General features: G+C 38.8%; 19 protein-coding genes. 10 read left to right on the top strand and 9 right to left on the bottom strand.

The window, feature by feature from the left end; all coding sequences use genetic code 11:
- The first annotated feature begins 223 nt into the window (after window positions 1–223).
- Window positions 224–874, top strand: a complete 651-nt coding sequence (locus OK025_RS19000) for an ankyrin repeat domain-containing protein (protein ID WP_317666169.1) — start codon at window positions 224–226, stop codon at window positions 872–874.
- A 98-nt stretch (window positions 875–972) separates the two neighbouring features.
- Entirely contained in the window at window positions 973–1377 is a 405-nt protein-coding gene (locus tag OK025_RS18995) for an NUDIX domain-containing protein (protein WP_317666168.1), read from the top strand.
- A 35-nt stretch (window positions 1378–1412) separates the two neighbouring features.
- On the opposite strand, the gene OK025_RS18990 is transcribed toward OK025_RS18995, so the two are convergent.
- On the bottom strand, window positions 1413–2597 hold the full coding sequence (locus tag OK025_RS18990; RefSeq protein ID WP_317666167.1) for a metallophosphoesterase: 1185 nt from the start codon (window positions 2595–2597) through the stop codon (window positions 1413–1415).
- Between the two features lie 315 nt (window positions 2598–2912).
- On the opposite strand from OK025_RS18990, the gene OK025_RS26815 reads away from it, so the two are divergent.
- From OK025_RS26815 to OK025_RS18975, 4 genes are all read left to right on the top strand, one after another.
- Window positions 2913–3428, top strand: coding sequence for a DUF2975 domain-containing protein (locus OK025_RS26815; RefSeq protein WP_411567676.1), 516 nt, complete (start codon window positions 2913–2915; stop codon window positions 3426–3428).
- A 3-nt stretch (window positions 3429–3431) separates the two neighbouring features.
- Entirely contained in the window at window positions 3432–3638 is a 207-nt protein-coding gene (locus tag OK025_RS18985) for a helix-turn-helix transcriptional regulator (RefSeq protein ID WP_317666165.1), read from the top strand.
- 67 nt (window positions 3639–3705) lie between these two features.
- Window positions 3706–4578, top strand: a complete 873-nt coding sequence (locus OK025_RS18980) for an ABC transporter ATP-binding protein (RefSeq protein WP_317666163.1) — start codon at window positions 3706–3708, stop codon at window positions 4576–4578.
- Window positions 4579–4580: 2 nt separating this feature from the next.
- The gene (locus tag OK025_RS18975) at window positions 4581–7787 is read left to right on the top strand and encodes an ABC transporter permease/M1 family aminopeptidase (protein ID WP_317666161.1); all 3207 of its coding nucleotides are present in this window, start codon (window positions 4581–4583) and stop codon (window positions 7785–7787) included.
- A 75-nt stretch (window positions 7788–7862) separates the two neighbouring features.
- Here the strand turns inward: OK025_RS18975 and OK025_RS18970 are convergent, their stop codons facing one another.
- Entirely contained in the window at window positions 7863–9068 is a 1206-nt protein-coding gene (locus OK025_RS18970; RefSeq protein WP_317666159.1) for an aminotransferase class I/II-fold pyridoxal phosphate-dependent enzyme, read from the bottom strand.
- A gap of 144 nt (window positions 9069–9212) precedes the next feature.
- Here OK025_RS18970 and OK025_RS18965 point away from each other — a divergent pair, with 144 nt between their 5' ends.
- A complete protein-coding gene (locus tag OK025_RS18965) occupies window positions 9213–9671 on the top strand; it encodes an Lrp/AsnC family transcriptional regulator (RefSeq protein ID WP_317666157.1) in 459 nt (152 codons plus the stop codon).
- Window positions 9672–9677: 6 nt separating this feature from the next.
- On the opposite strand, the gene OK025_RS18960 is transcribed toward OK025_RS18965, so the two are convergent.
- Window positions 9678–10700: a bestrophin family protein gene (locus OK025_RS18960; RefSeq protein WP_317666156.1), complete on the bottom strand. Its 1023-nt coding sequence runs from the start codon at window positions 10698–10700 to the stop codon at window positions 9678–9680.
- Between the two features lie 380 nt (window positions 10701–11080).
- On the opposite strand from OK025_RS18960, the gene OK025_RS18955 reads away from it, so the two are divergent.
- The gene (locus OK025_RS18955) at window positions 11081–11620 is read left to right on the top strand and encodes a hypothetical protein (RefSeq protein ID WP_317666155.1); all 540 of its coding nucleotides are present in this window, start codon (window positions 11081–11083) and stop codon (window positions 11618–11620) included.
- Window positions 11621–11649: 29 nt separating this feature from the next.
- Here the strand turns inward: OK025_RS18955 and OK025_RS18950 are convergent, their stop codons facing one another.
- Together OK025_RS18950 and OK025_RS18945 are read right to left on the bottom strand one after the other, a co-directional pair.
- Window positions 11650–12219, bottom strand: coding sequence for a gluconate 2-dehydrogenase subunit 3 family protein (locus OK025_RS18950; RefSeq protein WP_317666153.1), 570 nt, complete (start codon window positions 12217–12219; stop codon window positions 11650–11652).
- Window positions 12220–12239: 20 nt separating this feature from the next.
- Window positions 12240–13928, bottom strand: coding sequence for a GMC family oxidoreductase (locus OK025_RS18945; RefSeq protein WP_317666151.1), 1689 nt, complete (start codon window positions 13926–13928; stop codon window positions 12240–12242).
- 348 nt (window positions 13929–14276) lie between these two features.
- Between OK025_RS18945 and OK025_RS18940 the strand changes: the two genes are divergently transcribed.
- Window positions 14277–15329 (top strand): sugar phosphate isomerase/epimerase, encoded by a 1053-nt coding sequence (locus tag OK025_RS18940; RefSeq protein WP_317666150.1) that lies wholly within the window; start codon window positions 14277–14279, stop codon window positions 15327–15329.
- A 34-nt stretch (window positions 15330–15363) separates the two neighbouring features.
- Window positions 15364–16521, top strand: a complete 1158-nt coding sequence (locus OK025_RS18935; RefSeq protein WP_317666148.1) for a Gfo/Idh/MocA family oxidoreductase — start codon at window positions 15364–15366, stop codon at window positions 16519–16521.
- 65 nt (window positions 16522–16586) lie between these two features.
- Here the strand turns inward: OK025_RS18935 and OK025_RS18930 are convergent, their stop codons facing one another.
- The 4 genes from OK025_RS18930 to OK025_RS18915 form a co-directional block, all read right to left on the bottom strand.
- A complete protein-coding gene (locus tag OK025_RS18930) occupies window positions 16587–17810 on the bottom strand; it encodes a retropepsin-like aspartic protease (protein ID WP_317666146.1) in 1224 nt (407 codons plus the stop codon).
- Between the two features lie 107 nt (window positions 17811–17917).
- Window positions 17918–18457 carry a helix-turn-helix domain-containing protein gene (locus OK025_RS18925; protein ID WP_317666144.1) on the bottom strand — a complete coding sequence of 180 codons (540 nt, stop codon included), beginning with the start codon at window positions 18455–18457 and terminating at the stop codon, window positions 17918–17920.
- Window positions 18458–18524: 67 nt separating this feature from the next.
- Window positions 18525–19529, bottom strand: a complete 1005-nt coding sequence (locus OK025_RS18920) for a YihY/virulence factor BrkB family protein (protein WP_317666142.1) — start codon at window positions 19527–19529, stop codon at window positions 18525–18527.
- Between the two features lie 65 nt (window positions 19530–19594).
- Window positions 19595–20875, bottom strand: a complete 1281-nt coding sequence (locus OK025_RS18915; protein WP_317666140.1) for a hypothetical protein — start codon at window positions 20873–20875, stop codon at window positions 19595–19597.
- Between the last annotated feature and the right edge of the window lie 159 nt (window positions 20876–21034).

Raw genomic sequence — 21034 nt, 5'->3', positions numbered from 1 at the left:
TTACACAACAGGTACAAGACGAATAATGATGACGATATGGAAAAGAAATAAGGGATTTCCCAAAATGTAAGCCTAGAATAAAATATCCAAAGAATGGAATGAAAACCACATTGTAAAAACAGCCTTAACTACTATTTTTGTATTAAACATCGAAGTTTCTACGGCTTTATCGAAAAAATTACAGCACAATAAAATGATGAAAACAACTTTAATACTCCTGATAATGATGAGCATAACAAATTCGTGCCGATCGGCATTAACAGAAAACATATATACTGAAAATTCGTCCCAGGAAGAGCTTATTAAATTGGTCGCCAAAAATGACCTACAGGGAGTGAAAAAGGCGCTCGAAAATAATGCCAACGTAAATAGTGAGGATACGAATAAACGTTCTATTCTACTTATCGCGACAAACAATGGAAATATTGAAATGGCCAAATTATTGGTAGAGTATGGTGCCGATGTCAACCTTCAGGCCGACAATATGGACAGCCCATTTTTATACGCAGGAGCAAGTGGGCAAGTTGAACTCGTCAAACTTTTCTTAGATCACGGCGCTCGCTTCGATTTATTTAATCGATATAACGGCACAGCTTTAATCCCGGCATGCGAACGTGGATATGTAGAAACGGTAAGATTATTGGCCAATACCAAAAATTTCCCTTTGGATCATGTCAATCGTTTAGGATGGACTGCTTTGATGGAAGCCATTGTACTCGGTGACGGAAGCAAAAAATATCAGGAAATTATTCAGATTCTAAAAGATGCTGGCGCAAAATTGGATATTCCTGATTTCAATGGCACAAGCCCTTTGCAACACGCAAAACAAAGAGGCTTCAAAGAAATTGTTAAGATACTAACATCAGGAATATAAAGATTCATCTTCCTTTAAATACTCAAATTTGAATATAATTTCAAGCAGTATTTCACTATGCTATCTGATTTTTCATTCTCAATGGCTAGTTTTGCAATATGCAGCATAAAATAATAGACAAAGTTGCTTTAATTAGCATTAAAGATAAGAAAATTTTGAGCACGCGTTCCAAAACTAAAACAAAATTTTACTTTCCCGGTGGTAAACGAGAGAATAATGAATCCGATATTACCTGTTTAAAAAGAGAAATACTGGAGGAGCTTTCTGTACATATCGTCGAAGAATCAATGCGCCTTTTGGGTATCTTTGAAGCAATCGCCGATGGACGAAATCAAGATACGCTCGTAAGAATGACCTGCTACTTTTCTGATTTCGAAGGAGTATTGCATCCGGCAAATGAAATCGAGACATTTGAATGGTTAACCTATAAAGACAAACATAGGACTTCTGCCGTAGATCAGATTATCTTTAGCCGGTTAAAGGAAATGAATCTTATCGATTGATAGAACAGATAAGCGTTGTTTCTCATAGCAAAATATCAGACAACGCTTTTCCGTAATGTAATAACCGTAATTTCAGGCCAAACGCCTATCCGACCTTTTAGACCGTGAAAACCAAAACCACGGTTGACATAAAGATATTTTCCTTGTTTTTGATAGAGTCCAGCCCACTGTTTATAAAAATATTGAATTGGACTCCATTTTAACCCAAATAGTTCTATCCCAAACTGCATACCATGCGTATGTCCTGCCAGGGTCAGATGAACATGTTGGTTATAGTCCAAAGTAACATGATCCCAATGTGAAGGATCATGAGACATCAAAATTTTGAAGGTATCCGCGTCCAATCCAAGGGTTGCTTTAGCAAGATCACCATATTGATGAAACCCTCCTTTCCCCCAATTTTCAACTCCAATTAACGAAATACGCTCACCTTGCTTTTCTATCGCTATCGATTCATTTAGCAGCAATTTAAATCCCATTTCATGATGAATTTGCTTAAGCCTATTCAAATTTAAGGCTTTTGATTCAACACTTTCCCATTGCACATAGTCCCCATAATCGTGATTTCCAAGGACTGAAAACTTGCCCGAAGGAGCTTCTAATCGGTTGAAGTCCGAAACCCAAGGTTCCATTTCGGAAGCTTTATTATTGACTAGATCGCCCGTAAACAATACCAGATCACTGTTTTGTGCATTGGCCAATTCGATACCTTTACGTACCCTTTTGATATCAGATAAACTACCAGAATGAATATCCGATAGCTGTGTAATTTTAAAACCGTCGAACGCCGTAGGTAGATCAGGAAAACTCAATACTTCCTCCCGCACTTTATAAAAATAACGACCTTTCGTTAATCCGAAAAAAATAACCAATAGCATGGCCCCCGCCAAAAACAATACAATCTCACTCAAAAATATACTACGTGGGGGAAAGGAACGAAAAATACGCATCAGATCTTCAACAAATAAAAAGGGAACAGCAAGCAATTTTGGTATAAAAACAATTAAAAATGCCGTGATCAGACTTGTCGCTGTCTCCTGGACATCATAACCCGCTCTCCGCAAAAAAATTAACGTAAAAACACCAAAAAACAACAGGATATCAATCCCCCAATACATGTTCTGCCAAATCGAACCACGAATAACCGTACTGAACGCCTGAAAAAAATAGATATCCCCCAAAACAAATAAGAATACTATCAGTAAAAGTCTCTTTGCCATATTAACTAAAATATTGATTTTAAATTGCTAATGATATGCCAAAAGAGATTTTTTAACTGTTACAGCCCCTATCGTCGTGAATAGTGATGTCTATGTGACAATTGCCTCTTCTTTGGCATGGATTGATAAAAGGTCTGCGTGCTTGGTTTCCATACCTGCCAATATGTCTTACTATCCTCCACAGTCTCGAAAAGACCAGGTCCATTGTGAGATTTGAGTATCTTATTATTTTTAAAAAATACGCTATTTAAATAATTAATTACCGTTTTACGGTAATTAATTGTAGCTTTACAGTATCAAACAAAATTATACATCATGAACCGAACAAAAATAATCGGCGGTGTCTTATTCTATATAACTTCATTTTTAGGGAGTTTATATTTAATCATGACGATTTATTCGTTGATATGCCTACTGACAAGCTGGAATACGGTTTCCTATAGCGATGGAATGTATCTTCATATCAACTATCCGTTTACCAAAACACCCTTAATGAGTGTGGATGATAACTTATCGTACAAAGTATTTTCATTCTTACTACCCCTGTCATGCTATGCTCTCTTTTTTTTGTTGTCTGCGCAAATATTTAAATTGTTTACCCGAAGAAAGCTTTTCACCAAATCCCACCTCCTTATACTCAAACGGTATTACTGGTTAAACATTTTGCTACCAACCATTTGTACGGCTATTGCTACAATATTTGTTACAATTGAAGGGGGAATTGCCATACTCATTGCTGTACATTTCATTTTGGGAATTTTTGTCTTTTTTCTCGCGGAAATCTTCCGACAAGGCCTCCACTTACAGGATGAACAAGATTTATATATTTAGTATATGGCTATTGTTGTAAATATAGACGTGATGTTGGCTAAAAGAAAAATGCAAAGTAAGGAACTTGCAGAATTAATCGGCATTACACAGGGTAATCTTTCGGTATTAAAAACCGGAAAGGCAAAAGGTATACGTTTTGAAACGCTACAAGCTATATGTAATGTATTGGAATGCCAACCAGGTGATATATTGGAATTCGTACCCGATTAGCATATAAAACTAGGATTTAACCATTTATAGGGCCCACATGGTAATGCGGGGTAAAGACAAGTCTATTATGAACCAGCTACACATCCAGAATCTTTCGAAAACCTATCCTAACGGGGTGAAAGCGATTACGGAGTTTTCATTACATATCGGTCAAGGCATGTTTGGGCTGTTAGGTCCAAATGGTGCTGGAAAATCAACATTAATGAAGATAATCGCTGGCTTAGAACAGGCAGATACCGGCTCAATCGTATTGAATGAGGTCAATATTTTAAATGACCTCTCTTTTATAAAAAAACAGCTCGGTTACCTACCGCAAGATTTTGGGGTATATCCGCACCTATCCGCCTATCAGCTCATGCATCATCTTGCCGTACTTAAAGGAATTAAAAAAGAAGGACGAAAGGAGCATATATTGGATTTACTCGCACGAGTAAATCTTTACGAATTTCGGGACAAAGAAGTTCACAATTTTTCGGGAGGAATGCGGCAACGTTTTGGCATTGCACAGGCAATGTTAGGTTCGCCTCAAATCATCATTGTAGACGAGCCTACGGCTGGCCTCGATCCCCAAGAGCGCAATCGTTTCAATAATCTGCTCAGTGAAATCGGCGAACAGATTATAGTAATCCTTTCAACACATTTAGTGGAAGATGTACGAAGCCTCTGTGCGCAAATGGCGATTGTCAATAACGGAAGATTAATTGTCAATGGTGCACCGAACGACTTTCTAAAATCGTTGGAAGGCAATATTTGGGCAAAAACGATCAACAAAAACGAATTACAATATTTTAGCGAAAACTTTCACATCTTATCAACACAATTACATGGAGGGCGTCTTGATGTCCATATCTATGCCGCAGTAAGTCCGGAAACTGGTTTTGAGCAAATTAAACCTGATCTGGAAGATGTCTATTTCACACATTTATCTCAAATTGTATAGCCATGTTTATCGACTACTTTCTATTGGAAGTCAGCTTTTACTTTCCAAAAAAATGGTTCCTGGCACTATTATTCAGTTTTGTAGCATTTGGTTATTGGGTTAGTATTATAGGCTCTTTTTCGCTTACCGGAGTTTACTCCAATTCGCCCTTTGTATTAACTTATACCATTGGACTTGTGTCGCTATTGAATATCTTTACCATTGTTATTTTTTCATCACAGGTATTTTTACGAGAAATAGATGCACAATTTTCATCACTCCTATATACAACGCCGGTAAATAAAAGTATTTTTCTACTAAGTCGTTTTGTGTTGGTGCTTTTAATTACAGCCCTCACATTTCTATTGTTTATTATTGGATTGATGCTCGGTCACACATTACAGGGAGGTCAACATGAAAAGTTTATGTCATTCCGTCTGCTCAATTACGTAAAGCCCTATTTCCTGCTTGTACTTCCAAATATCTTTTTCTGTACCGCAATTGTTAGCGCGATTGCTTGGAGCAGCCGAAGCAAGACACTTGTTTTTCTTTCGGGGATTTTTATCTACATTCTTTATTTCATCGCTTCTCTATTTTCAAATTCGCCATTATTTGCCAATGCATCACCCGTTTCCACCGAAACCATGAGATTGATGGCGATAATGGACCCTTTTGGTCTCGCAGCTTTCTTTGAACAATGTCAATCATGGAGTCCAGCCTTGAAAAACTCGAAATTGCTGCAGCTCAAAGGAAATTTTTTAATAAACCGCCTTGGTGTATTTGTATTTTCAGCCGCGCTTATGCTTTTTGCTATTTATCAAGCACGTTTTCAACACTCGCAAAAACAGAAGACAAAACCGCAGTTGCGAGAAACGGGACAGCGCCCCCCATCTGCTAAGGTTGAAATAAGCGTTTCAGACAAGGGTTTTTCTTATAAATGGCATACGTTTTATAGCTTCTTAAAGATGGACATTCGCTTTCTAGTGAAAGGCATACCCTTTGTCATTATCATTGCCTTATGGGTGTTTTTTCTTGGTATGGAAATATACAGTGATATCGATGCAGGAATGCGCTTGCCCCAACGTTATGCTAGTACTGGATTGATGATTCGGAACATCATCAATAGCTTTCCTTTTTTTTTGCTTTCCCTCTTATCTTTTTATGGTATGGAGACAGTCTGGCGCTCTCGAACTACGCGGATGAATGTACTCGAAGACAGCACTCCTGTACAGACCACTGTTATCTCACTGGCCAAATGGATCTCGTTATGCTGTATTGCATTATTGCTTATTACAATAAGCATACTGCAATGCATTGTTCTTCAATTTATATTCCAATATCCAAAAATTGAATGGAATCTATATATAAGTCTTTTCTATATTCTTGGTATTCCGTCATTCCTGTATGCTTCAGTTATTATCAGCATACAGTCGATTGTTGGAGTAAAATATCCAGCATTACTTTTGACGGTCTTGTTTTTTGTATTGACCAATTCATTTATTGGGATCATGCTTGGCTTAGAACATCCAGTTTTTCGTTTTGCGAAATCTCCCTTACAATATAGCGGCGACATGAATCAATTTGGTGCCTATCTGCATGCATTCAGCTTTAAGATGGTCTATTGGACATCCTTTTCAGTCCTTATAGCTATATATTCTATTCATAAACGAAACAAGGCGAAGCATATTTCTGCCGTCTTAAAATCAGATTTAAGCTTAAAGGTCTTCTCATTACTGATGTTTGCCATTCTGTCAGTTTCGGGTTATCGTATCTATCAAAAGACTCAGGTTAGCAGCTCTGAGGCGAAAATCGAATGGATGCAACATTATGAACAGAAATATAGACCCTATCAAGATATAGCTCAACCGACAATCGTCTCAGTCAAAACCGAGATAGATCTTTATCCAACATCAAATGAATATGTCATTAGCGGTCGGTATAAGCTTGTCAATAAATCAGGTGCTCCGCTGGATAGTCTACTGCTCTACACAGATCCCTCGATGGAATTAGTACAGGTCAAAATAGACCGTACTTTACAAAAAGCGAACGACAATACCTATGGCCATCGCCGATTTAAACTTACAAGCCCTTTCATGCCTGGAGATTCTATTACGATGAAATTTGCCCTAAAATACAAATGGACACCTTTCAACCGTCACGACCCCATGAATGCCATCTTAGCTAATGGATCTTTTATGCGTATTAGTCGCTATTATCCCATATTCGGTTATCAGCACCAAAATGAAATAGAAGACCCGCTTGAGCGTGAAAAACGAAAACTCGGAAAAGCAAGCGCTTTAAAAAAGTTAGATCAACCTGATGCTCTTCCTTACGATTATGGATATGTCGACCTTGAAACAATTATTTCCAGTGACCTCGACCAAACCTGTATCGCGACCGGGGAATTCATCAGAAAATGGCGGAAGGGGAATCGAAACTTTTTTCATTATAAATCAATAGGGCCGATTCCCTTTCGTTTTGGAATTTCTTCTGCTGTATATGCAGTTGAAAAATCCACTTACGACGACATATCCGTCGAGGTATATTATGACAGTAAACACCCTGAGAATGTTAAACAACTTATAAACGACTCAAAAAGAACTTTAGCCTATTGCCAAAACAACTTTGGAAAATATCCATTTAAAAGCATACGTTTCGTTGAAATATCTGGATTTGTTAGTGGATTTAATGCGACAGCTTATCCCGGTACGATTTTCATGAATGAAAACACGACTTTTCATTCAGACCTACGTCGTGAAAAAACAAGAGATGTCATTAATGAACTTGCCGGACATGAATTATCGCACCAATGGTGGGGTAACAGTCAAATCGATCCCGATGACCGGCGAGAAGGTGCTACGATGCTGACAGAAACGCTCGCTATGTATACTGAGTTGATGTGTTATAAACACAAACATGGCCCCGAAGGAATTAAGAACGTGGTCAAAATGTATCAGGATCTTTATGAAATTGGAAAAGCAAACGGTGCAGATGAAGCTTTAATGAGGGTATCTCCCGGAAATACAAATGTAGCCTATTATAAAGGCCTGCTAGCCATGTATCAATTACATGAATTAATAGGTGAAGAAAAAATAAATACTGCTTTGAGGAGATTTTTACAGCAATATGCCTTTCCACATCGGCCGCCCACAAGTGAGGATCTTATTCATGAGTTTCTCAAAATCAGTAAGCCTGCATTGCACGAGAATATCCGTAAACTATTTATGTAGAAAAAGGTCAAAATAGTTACGGATCTCTTCTATTGTCGTTGACTTTTTGCTCAACCAATGGCGATTAATTCTACATTATTTTATAATTCCAGTCTTTTGCATGCATGCTCTCATTTTTTGGTAGGTACGCTCAATGTCTTGATCTAGACCAATTGAAAACCTGATCAATCCATCGGAAATACCCATCTTCAAACGATCTTCCTCAGGAATTTCTGATGACGTAGAGCTACCTGAACAGGAGAATAGCGTCTTATAGAATCCTAGGCTGACAGCTAAATACCCTAAATTTTCAGCCTGCATCAGTTCCATTAGTTCATTGGCTTTTTCGGTTGTTTCCACATCAACTGTCATTAAGCCACCAAAACCATAGGTCTCATGCATCATAGTTTTCATTAGTTCATGATCTCGATGCGACTGTAAGCCCGGATAAGATACTTTTAATCCATCTTTCTCAAACCGTTCGGCAAGATACATTGCATTATAACTATGTTGCTTCATCCGTATATGAAGTGTTCTTAAATTCTTCAATATACTTGCCGAACGTAAGCTGTCCATCGTTGGCCCCAATAACATACAGGCACCTGTGTTCACATTTTTCGTTTCATTAATAAACTCCTGATTTCCACAATAAACCCCACCGACTGTGTCACTGCTGCCATTGATAAATTTCGTTAAACTATGAATGACAATGTCTGCTCCCAAAAGTGTTGGCGAGATGGACAATGGAGAAAACGTATTGTCGACAATCAGTTTTAGCTTGTGTTTTTTACAGATGGCCGAAAGTTTTCTTAAATCTGCGACACGCAATAAAGGGTTGCTCACACTTTCACAATACAACACTTTTGTGTTAGGTCTTATCGATCTTTCGAGTTCTTCGACATCATTAATATCCAAAAACGTCGTCTCAATCTGGAAAGGCGGGAGAAAATTTTTAAGAAAGGCGTAAGTACCACCGTAGATTGTTCTGCTGGAAATGATATGGTCACCACTTTTACATAGTTGTAAAAGAACTGTTGTAATCGCTCCCATCCCCGAAGATGTTACATTGGCCGCAGCGGTATCCTCCATTTTTGCCAAGGCTTGTGCCAAATACAAATTCATGGGCGACGAATGCCTTGAGTAGAGATAACAGCCTTCCGCATTCCCTTCAAATGTGTCGAACATTTTTTTAGCCGAAAGAAAAGTATAGGTGGAGCTATCAGAAATTGACGGGTTCACACCTCCAAACTCACCAAAGTATTGCAAATCTTGAATTTCATTTGCTGCATTAAAATTTTCCATGTTTTTATCTTTAAAATTGAGATATTTCAAATTATATTACAAGTAATTTTACTTATCTTAGAATATAAATCTATTATAGAAACAATAATTAGTTAAAACATCTAGCTAATTTAAAACGAGCTAGTAAAAACCAAAAAAAAATCTATGCAATTTGACGAGATTGACCGTAAGCTATTGCGTTTTCTACAGGAAGATGCTAAACAAACGACCAAAGAACTATCCTACAAACTGAACTTGTCTGTAACAGCGGTCTATGAAAGAGTCCGTAAACTCGAGAATACTGGAATTATCGCTAGCTATGTCGCCATACTGGATAAAAAGAAAATAGCAAAAGATTTCCTTGTATTATGCCACGTAAAATTAACACAGCATAAAAAGGAGTATATTTTACAATTTGAAAAAGAGGTCATGAACCTTCAGGAGGTAACCGAGTGTTTCCACGTGAGTGGCGACTACGACTATATCCTAAAGATTTGTGTCCATGATATGGCAGACTATCGGAGCTTTATGTTAACGAAATTGACAAGCCTACAGCATATCGCCAGCACCCATAGCTCATTTATGATCGCCGAGGTAAAGAATACAATTGCAATAAATGTATAAGGAAATTTAAACCAAAACACCATTTTTCGATGCAATTGCTTCCGGAAGATCCTCATCTCCCACCATTTGCAACACATCAATTTCTATGGTTCGACAAATAGAAAGCATAGGCACATCAAACATGAGTCCTCCAAAAGGATTTTCGGTATAATCGCCGACCAATTCCATCACGATATAAATCCATCCAATTACCACACAAAAAGGAATACTCGTCCATATCCCCCAGTCTCCCAATTTCGCAAATTCGTTTACTAGGCCCAATGGAAGCAGAATGATGAGAATAACATTAAAGACAAATGCTGTACTGGCAAACTGTCTCGGTGAAGGAAATTTTTTGATTCTTTCCGCCTGACCTTGATAGTCGTAAAATTGATTCAGACAATTCTGCAGTTGGGTTTGGTTAAAATCCGAAATGATTTGATCATTTTTCAATGCATTAACTTCCTTTGCTTGTTTAGAAATCAAATACGTTGCAAAATTTTTATAAGTGCTCTGCAACTTAAACTCATCTGTAGAAAGGTATTTGCGTAAAAAAATCGATGTTCTACTATAATCAGGAAAGCCAGCCTTTATCAGCCTGTTCCGTTTAACATTCATTGAACCAAAGTGTTTTTTCAAACTGACATGCTCCCATTCTGTCGGGATCAACAACTGCTCACGAAAAGTATATAACCAAGCGATATGGCGATAAGCAATCCTTTTCCTCCGCTCCTCCAAATCGGTATGATCACCATCCTGGGTATCAAAGGCATATAACATTGCCGTGAAAGAACGACTTGAATTGACAATCCCACCCCAGATTTTCCGCGCTTCCCAAAGTCTATCATAGGCCTGATTATTCTTAAACCCGACGTAAAAAGCCTCAGCGGTTCCAATCAAAGCCAATGGCACCCAGGGAATTATCATCCACTGCCAATTAAAAAAATAATAAATGACCGCCACCAGAGAGCACCAAAGCGTCAGCCATATTAAATGGGCACCCGCTAAATTAAATATTTGCCGATAGTTAAAATACTTGGTTGTGATCATAAAAATTAAATATCTTCCTTTATTAAAACGTTATGAAAGTACAATTTAAATTGTAACTGTCCAATACGCTAAATTGTTTTCTGCAGAATGATATTTTATCCATCTCATTATTATAACGATAAACACTGTTGCTTTAAATAGCTTATCCCTAAATTTAGCGCTTCCATCCCTAATAGTTTCCATTATCATTGCAAGCAATAAAAAAGATCTCTTATACGCGCTTTTAGGATTAAATTAGATCGATTATAGGCGATACGCATGCTGAAAACTTTGGTTGATCCCGCTATCAAAACAAGTATAAAGCACTATTGTATATTTTTACTCGTTTGATTAATTTTAATCTAGCGGACATAAACAACTGCCAAACATATAACAAGGATATGATGAAGATAAAATCATTTACATTAAATATAGGTCTTTTCCTTTTTGCTGCAACGACTTTCGCGCAGAACAAAGCGGAGTTAAAATCATTGTTAAATAAAAACAGTGAATTTGTATTTCCCCAGACAATAGATAAAATAGCGGCTACATTAAACGTAAAAACAGTCTTCTATGAAGATGCCAACGAAGAAAAGTATGCAAAATGGATCACAAAATCCGGCTTGGAACTCTATAGCAATTATGGGGCTGATAAATCCGTCAATGAATTATTTTTTGATATCCCTGAAGACAAGTTTCTGGTGGTCGAAGGATTGCCTTTTGATCTAGCGATCAATAAAACAACAGTCAAAGAGGCGCTCTCAAAATTCAGCCGACACAATGTTAAAAAGGAAAAACTTGATGCTGGAAGCTCTTTTCCGGGCGGTACCAGACTGACGATGAAAACAGGGACACATTTTACCACTTTACTTTTCGATAGCAAAAATCTTTTAAAGTTCATAGGCTTGACAACCTCTATAATTGACCCCGCTGCCAATTAAAGACAAGGGGTCAATATACAATTTATTAGCTAGGTTGCCCAGGCATGATCACCCTTTTGATAAGGGAAATCGCCGTTATATTTTCCTGGGATTTTCACATAACGGAAAACTTCCGTGGCGCCTAATTTCGAGCTAAAGAATGTAAGGAGTGTAAGCTGTTTAAACAGTGTGAAAAAATGGGGCAGTTCATTAACTGCTTTCTTTTCATCGTAATCTTGCGCTTCCTTGTCCAAAACATCAACAAAAGCAGTTTGATCTTTTTTGTCGAGTTGCTGAAAATTACGTCCGAATTCTTTCTTGGCACGTTCGTCAATTCCGGCTGTTCCAGTCAAAAAAACCTGTTGTTCTTCAAGTTTATAGCAGTCTCGCACTAGAACGGGAATTTCAGAACCTACACCAGCTTCTTTCGCCCCTGGGGTAGTAGTTTTAGGAAGAATCGCCTCCGCGAGATCTCCCAAAAAATCGATTGATTTTGGATCAAAGAGCATTTCTATATCTTTCGAAGCAGACCTCTGGCATCCTTCCAAAAATAACGAAGCACCAATAACTGTTGCTCCCATGAGCATGGCTACACGTTGTATTGCCTCTCGTCTATTCATAATTATTGCATCATAAAATATTAAAGATTCCCTTTTTTTAACTCATTAACAGCAAAATCTACTGCTCTTGCTGTAAATGCCATATAGGTAAGCGATGGATTCACACAGGAAGACGAAGTCATAAAGGCCCCGTCTGTCACAAAAACATTTTTAGCATCCCATACTTGGTTAAATTTATTTAATACCGAGGTTTTCGGATCATTGCCCATCCGTGCTGTTCCCATTTCATGAATTCCCTGTCCCATACTAAACCCGTTGTCATAGGTTGTTACGTCTTTGACACCGATAGATTCCAACATTTCCTTCATTTCATTGCTTGCATCAATCCGTATTTTCCGCTCATTATCCTTAATCTCTGCATCTATAGCCAATACAGGAAGCCCCCACTTATCTTTTACAGATGAATCTAAAAGGACTTTATTTTCGTGATATGGAAGTATTTCGCCAAATGAAGTAAAACCAACTCCCCAACTTCCGGGCTCGGCTATAGCATCTTTCCAAGCCCCGCCTACGCTCTTATTATCGACCTTACCTGACCATTGTCCCCTTGAAGCTCCGCCCTGATAGCCAAAACCACGTATGTAATCTCTCTTTTTGGTATCGCCGGCAATATTGGCAAATCGGGGTACATATAATCCATTCGCGCGTCGTCCAAAAATATATTTATCCTCAAATCCTTCAACTCTTCCCCCAGCCCCACTATTTAACATGTGATCCATCAGATTATGTCCCAGTTCACCACTGCTGCTCCCAAGACCACCTTCCCATACATCAGTAGCTGAATTCATTAACACCCAGGTGGAATTTAAAGTCGAAGCACATACAAAAACAATCTTAGCAAAATACTCGTAGGTTTGATTCGTCTCCGCATCAACAATTTCGACTCCTTTAGCTTTCTGCGTATCCCGATCGTAAATAATGTTCTTTACAATTGAAAATGGCCGTAGGGTAAGTTTCCCTGTCTTCACTGCTGCGGGCAATGTTGAAGACTGTGTGCTAAAATAAGCGCCGAAATTACAACCCAGCCAGCATTTGTTCTGGTATTGGCAATTAACACGGCCGTGGTGGGGCACTGTTATGTTGGCTACCCGGCCAATTATAAAGTGTCGTTTTCCCTGATAATGCGATTTCAATCGCGCAGCAAGATCTTTCTCCACAATATTCATGTCCATTGGCGGCATAAATTCGCCATCCGGAAGCACCGCTATACCGTCTCTATTACCCGAAATACCCGCAAATTTCTCAACGTGACTATACCAAGGTGCTATATCTTTATAACGTACGGGCCAGTCAACCCCATGCCCATCTTTGCTATTTGCTTCAAAATCAACATCCGACCACCGATAGCTTTGCCGCCCCCACATAAGCGAGCGCCCACCAACGTGATAGCCCCGGAACCAATTAAAGGGTTTTATTTCCTTATATGGACTTTCTGTCTCATTAGTCCAAAAGTCGATGTTTCCTTCGTTCATCCATTGATTTTTAATTCCAAAAGGTAAGTAGTGCTGGGCCCGATCCAAAGGTACCCGACCCCGATGCGGAAATTCCCAAGGATCTTTGTTTGGTGATGGGTAATCTTTGATATGCTCAATATTGCGTCCTCTTTCTAACATGATGGTTTTCAATCCACGTTCCGTTAGTTCCTTGGCTGCCCAGCCACCTGTGATCCCAGACCCGATGACAATTGCATCATAAACATTATTTGCCATTTATTTATACTTGGTTTATTTGGTTATTACTCAAAGGGAAGTTTCCCTTTAAAATCAAGTCTCCTCCACAATCAAGTGCTGCAAAGATGCCTGACAGTTATACCTGGTTTAGACGTTCCATTCTTATATTTTGGAAAGCGTAAGCATGAATCGTCTAAACAAGTTTAAGGTTTTTTTTTGATTTTATTGCAACCGGTTGCAAATTTTTGTAATATTGTATTAAACAAGCAGGTAGCTTGGATAACCAAATTATAATAGTATAAACGACAGACTGAGTCATTTCTTCAAACACATTGGAATATTGATCTGTTTTGTACGTAATATAGTCTTTTTCAAAACGCAATACATATGACAACAATTAAAGGTCCTGCCATCTTTCTTGCACAGTTTATCGGTGATGAAGCTCCGTTTAACTCTTTGGACTCAATCTGCCAGTGGGCAGCAGCGCTTGGCTATAAGGGCATACAACTGCCAACTTTGGATGCCCGTTTTATCGATCTAGAAAAAGCAGCGCTCGATAAAAGCTATGCACTTGATCTAAAAGCTAAAGTACAGTCATTTGGATTGGAAATCACCGAACTTTCAACCCATCTCCAAGGGCAATTGGTGGCTGTGAATCCAAGTTTCGATGATCTATTTGATGCTTTCGCACCACAGCATTTACATGGTAATCCTCAAGCAAGACAACAGTGGGCGATCCAGCAATTAAAATATGCCGTACAAGCTTCCCATAACCTCGGACTTAAAGCGCTAGCGACCTTTAGTGGCGCCTTTCTATGGCCATTTATATACCCTTGGCCACAAAGACCAGCTAACCTGATCGAAACGGGTTTTGCTGAACTTGCAAAATTATGGTTACCTATTCTCGATGAATGCGACTTGTATGATGTCGACCTATGTTATGAATTACACCCCGGAGAAGATCTCCATGACGGTGCTACTTTTGACTTATTTCTCGAAAATGTAAATTACCACAAGCGGGCAAACATTCTCTATGATCCCTCCCATTTTGTTCTTCAATGTCTTGACTATCTTCAATTCATCGACATTTACCATGAGCGAATTAAAATGTTTCATGTTAAAGACGCTGAGTTCAATCCTTCTGGTCGTCAGGGTGTCTATGGTGGCTTCCAGAACTGGCAGTCAAGGGCCGGTCGTTTTAGATCAATTGGTGATGGCCAAGTGGATTTCAAATCCATATTTACCAAACTCACACAATATGATTATCAAGGCTGGGCAGTACTGGAATGGGAATGTGCATTCAAAAATGCTGAAGATGGTGCACGGGAAGGCGCGCTGCATATTAAAGACTATATTATCCGTGTTACTGACAAGGCATTCGATAATTTTGCTGCCGTCGAAACCAATGATAGCCTTAACCGTAAACTATTGGGTTTGTAATTACAAAAGATATCATCATTAAAAATTCAACTTTATGCGCAATACAAAACTAAAAATGGGCATGGTCGGCGGTGGAAAAAATGCATTTATTGGGGCTGTACATCGTATGGCTGCAGGAATTGATGGTCAAATTGAATTATGTTGCGGCGCACTGAGCGCTGATCCCCTTGTTGCAAAAGAATCCGCCGCGCTTTTAGGTCTTCCAAAGGAAAGGAGCTATGGAAGTTACCAGGAGCTGATTATCGAGGAAAGTAAACGTTCGGCGGATGACCGCATGAACTTTGTCAGTATAGTCACGCCGAATTTTGCTCATTTTGAACCAGCAATGATGGCTCTGGAACATGGCTTCCATGTCGTGCTTGAAAAGCCGATGACGCTGACAACAGAACAGGCCGAATTGCTCCAACAAAAAGTAGCTGAAACAGGATTGATACTCTGTGTTACATACACCTACTCGGCCTATCCGATGGTAAAACAAGCTCGCCATCTTGTCAAAGAGGGCCAATTAGGTTCGATTAGAAAGATTATGGTAGAATATCCGCAGGGTTGGCTCAGTAAGATGATCGAAAATGGTCTTTCTTTGGCCTTTTGGCGGACAGATCCCGAAAAGAGTGGAAAAAGTGGTTGTATGGGCGATATTGGAACACATGCTGCCCACCTGGCAGAATATATTTCAGGTTTAAAAATCACTAAAATGTGCGCCGATCTTCAAACATTTGTGACCGGAAGAAAACTTGAAGATGACGGCAATATATTACTTGGATTTGAAAATGGAGCCACAGGCGTACTATCGGCATCTCAAGTTGCCGCTGGAGAAGAAAACGCATTAAAAATTAGAGTATATGGTGAACTTGGGGGATTGGAATGGAACCAGCAGGATGCAAATACACTCATCTTTAAACAGCTCGATGCGCCGACCCAGCTATTTCGTGCAGGTCAACAGTACCTTTCACCAATCGCCAAACATAACATCCGTCTACCGGCCGGTCACCCCGAAGGATATATAGAAGCATTTGCCAATATTTATAGAAATTTTGCAGCCACACTATTGGCTTCTATGCAAGGTATAGAGCCGCGAGAAGAAGATACTGATTTTCCTACTGTAGCTGATGGTCTGCGTGGCATGAAGTTCCTAGAAACTGTGATTGCCTCTGGAAAATCAACACAAAAATGGACCGATTTTATTCGTTAGATATATACTTACCATAAGTGGCCAATGTCATTTGCTCCCTGAACAAACGACATTGGCTGCACACTTTAATTTTTCTGCATTGACTGAGACATCTGGTTCAAATATCCCTCATAGTTTGAATAAGGTTCCTTGATCCTACCATTTGGTTTCAGATAAAGAAATCCTTCCTGATTATCCAAAATGACATTAAAATGGTTCAGAATCTGATTTCCGAATAAACTTGTTCTGCCATTAGGCTTGGCCGGATCAGCGGCATTCGTCACAATATCTTTAAATTCAACACCAGCTATTGAAGCATTCAAACGGATAATCTTTCGGTTACTGATCATGGTAAGTGGCTCTAGATTGTCCCAATTGTGCCCTATACTGGTAAAATCTTCCCCCAACAGCATAGTGCCATCACGACCTGTGTCAAAAAGGAACCAAAAATCGTAATGTCGTTGGTTATGGCTAAAAGCGGCTTTAAACTTTGGTCGATTTTGTTCGTAAAATATCGGAAGCTTTGTATACTCCTTTGCTTTGGTGGGGAGATCGCGATGAATTACCAATTCCATTTTGTCATAATCGATTTCAATAATGTGATTTCGAAAGAAACTGTTACCAATAATAAGATCTTCAAAGGACTTCATATTACCGACCTCTGTCATTGACACATTTTTCCAAACCATCGGCCCAATACGCAATTGATTGTCTAGGCTTGTCCGCTCGCTATTGACCCCGTCGGTATTCGAAACTGTCGTAAACGATGAAAATAATAAATCCAGCTGCTTTGAGTTATTTCTATTGACAACACCTGTTCCTGCTCCTAAATCAAACTGTATCGAAACATTTTTCTTGTTAATTGTTCCATTCAGGAAAATCCTTGAGCCAATAAGACGAAATGGTATTCGCATAGGAAAGGGATCATTTCGATCCAATACAGGTAGATTAGGTGGTAGTTGAGCCTTTATACGAATGTGACAAGAATCCGCCCCATTCAATAGTACGATGAAATCATACATTGCTCCGGGTTTAGTCATAACAGTTAATTCCTCCTGATCTGTTCTAAAAACGACTGTGCTTTCTTTCGTTGGAATATTCACGAAATAGACATCAGGGTTTGCTCTAGGATCTAATTTCCAGTCGACATGGCAATAGGCGCCGTCTTTAATACTGACTTTCTCAGATGAAGCTTTGATCAAAGGTATCTTATTTTGTGGAAAGACGTTCGTCATCGTAAAAAGAGAAAGAAAAATGACAAAGGTAGTCAAGGCCATATGGCTTTTCCTTTTTTGATAGTGTGTTTTCATAATTTTGTATTTTTTTTCAAGATCAAAGAAAAAAAATACTGGACGAAGAGTACACTTTTACGCCCCGACAATGCCCCGACAGTTACCCGACAATTGTATAATAGTCGCTATAAAATACTAATATCGGGCAAGATCCGTGAATTTTCACCTTTATTTAATCCGATCGCATTTCGTAGTATAACGATTATATTCATAAAGATCCAACATAGCGGAATAAGCAATTTCACATTGCTTTTAACACCTAGCCAATCGTTGAGTATAAAAATAACAAGCAACAGTAACACCGCGATTAAGGTAGATACGATTTGTATTGAGATTAACTGACGGACCTTATACGAATGCTGTTTTTTTAACAGCATGATTGCGATAGGCACCAAAACATTTAGTGGAGGCAATATAGAAAAGGGTAAGGAAGAAAGGTTGATAATTTTGATCCATGTGAGATTTTCGGATTCAGCAGGCATATCATATGCAGAAAACTCCGATTCGTCCACATTCAATGCCTGTGCAAGTGCACGAAGGGTGTAGCCCTTTGGCGACTGCCCCGCTTCAATCCGCTGAATTGTTCTAACTGAAATACTTGATTTTTGTGCTAGTTCCTCTTGGGTTAAATTGAGTTTCTCACGTAATGATTGTAATTTGTTCATAAACAATAGATCGATTTTACCATCAAATTTACAGAATTTGGTGGTAAGAATTCAGTAAATCTAACGTTTATGGTTCCTTGGGAAAGTTGGTACCCTCTTCGGTAACCATCTGCTCCTCAGGCGTTAAAGGAGCTGGAGGTATTTCGGTTACATTACGCTCAATTTCCTGCGTTTCAACATGCACGGCATATTGCGAGGGTTCAATAGGGATTCCCATTACAGTAGCATACTCCCTTGTGTAGATTGCACCAAAATATAAAATGGCTGCTGTGTAGTAGACCCAAAGCAGGATCAGCACAAATGAACCTGCCGCTCCATAGGTATCTTGGGTTGCAGAATGCTCCAGATAGACTCCAATTAAATAACGTCCCAATACAAATAAAATCGAAGTAAATAAGGCCCCCGCCCTTACTGTCCGCCAATGTATATTGACATCCGGAAGCGCTTTGAATATGACACTAAATAATAAGAATATAATTCCGAAGGACAATGCAAAGTTAATCCCATCCATTAACATCACCGTTATTTCCGGGAAATAATGCTGTAGCTGATCTGTCAATGCTAATATTACACCATTTACAATCAATGTAACAACTAACAAGAACCCCAATCCAATCACCAAAGATGAAGACAATAATCTATCCTGAATCAATTTTAACCAGCCTTTTTTCGGCTTCGCCCTTACATGCCAAATCTTATTGATCGAATTCTGTATATCCCCAAAAACAGTCGTTGCTCCTAAAATCAATGTAATACCACTGACAAGCAATGCCAGGTTTGATTTTCCTGAAAGTTGCAAATTCTGAATAACCTCTTGAATCTGTCTTGCGGCACTGCTTCCCACCAATCCACGGAGTTCCAAGAATACTTTCCCTTCAATTGCATCCTCACCATAAAAAATTCCGGCTAAGGCAATCATTAAAACCAATATTGGACCAATAGAAAAAACAGTATAATAGGATAATGAAGCACTATACTTCATCGAATCCTCATTCAAAAATCCCGAGACCGTACTTTTTAAAATTCGCCAATAGGTTTTCACCTTACTTCTACTTTTCGTTCGTTTATCCATGTTCTTGTATTTTGTACTCAAGAACAAACCACTGAGAAGCGAAGAAAGTTTGTAATTAGTGTGTTTTAATGCGAGTAGTCCGCTATAGTTCCCTGGAGAACCAAGCGATTGTGGTCTACAACTTTCAGACTCAGCGTAATATCTGAAGCGATGGTTTTCAATAATAGAATCGGTAATATTTTAGCTTCATTTGGCCAATCTACCAAATGAACTGCAACATGGGATAGCTCAGCTGTCTTACCGTAAGCCACATTAAGTTTATCAATATCCTTTGACGTGGTCAGCAAACTAAACTCCTTATCTTGTTTTTGAAACCATTGATAAAATAATTTACTGGGAAGGAATCTGCGCATGTCGTTATCTCCACGCATCGCTAATCTTACTTCGGGAACTTTCGTTTCGTAGGGTGTTTTCTCTTCGATCGTTTCGAAATTTTCGTCAACCGCATAATTAATAATGGTATCTGTTTGAATGACCTTGTTTTTCAAAATTTCAATATCGACGTAATTTCCATCCAAATGTGCTATAATAGAATCAGCGGCTATAGGAAGTTCGCTAACTAATTGCTTTAGCTGATTTTTAAGTTGACTATTGGGGATATTGATCCAAGCTTTACCAATGTATTTTGCGGAAACGAGTTCTCTAACAAGATATTCCTTCGGAAAGTTCCAATCTGTTGAGAAAAATTCGCCAGACACATCGAGATGGTCTCCTTTCAAATCAAGCTCAATAAAATTATCCGTTGAAATATCACTATAACGCAGTGATTTACCTGTCAATGTACTTGGACGGTTAATAAATTGTTCGATGGTAACCCGGTCTTCTTTTGATTGAATTAGCTGAAGCATTTCTTCTTTCTTTGTATCAAGATCAAAGCCTAGACTTAGCAGCAGGTCATCCCCTTTCCAGATAAATGCGATTTTGCTCGGTTGATGATAGGCATAGCTCACATCAGGGGCTAAATTACTTTCCACTGCACCAACCTGTATCACATCTTTTAGAAAGGTCAAAAATTGTTGCTTATCCTTTAGCTGAAAAAAAGCATAAAAGTTTTTGGGGTGGGACTCCAAAGCAAAAAGAAATACATTCGCTTTGATATCAATTCCATTGTCTTTGAGTTTACTTAGTTTTTGACCAAAATCTTGCCCCTCTTTCGGCGCTGACTGCCATTTATTAAAAAACTGATTCAAAAGAATATCATCTAATGATACGGTCAACAAAGCCTTACTTTTTTTATGGACCAATGATTTGTAGGATTCTTGCTGTCGTAGTATGTAACCGCCCCAGGCAACGATCGCCAAAAGTACGAGGACAGCTATCGTCCAAAGTATTATTTTTTTAATCATATCAATTGAATCAGTAATTTTTGGTTGTTTATCTCCTAAAAACTTCTCTGAAAGGTCCCTCAAGCTGGAAAAAGTTATATTTCGCAGTATTAGGCGCTCTAAGAAAAACCTAGATTTGAAATTTTGTTCTGAAACAGATTCTATTTAAAATAGACCGAT

It is taken from the genome of Sphingobacterium sp. UGAL515B_05, from assembly GCF_033097525.1.
Taxonomy (GTDB): domain Bacteria; phylum Bacteroidota; class Bacteroidia; order Sphingobacteriales; family Sphingobacteriaceae; genus Sphingobacterium.
Note: the sequence above shows the minus strand (reverse complement) of the source record. Positions and strands in the feature narration are given on the sequence as shown.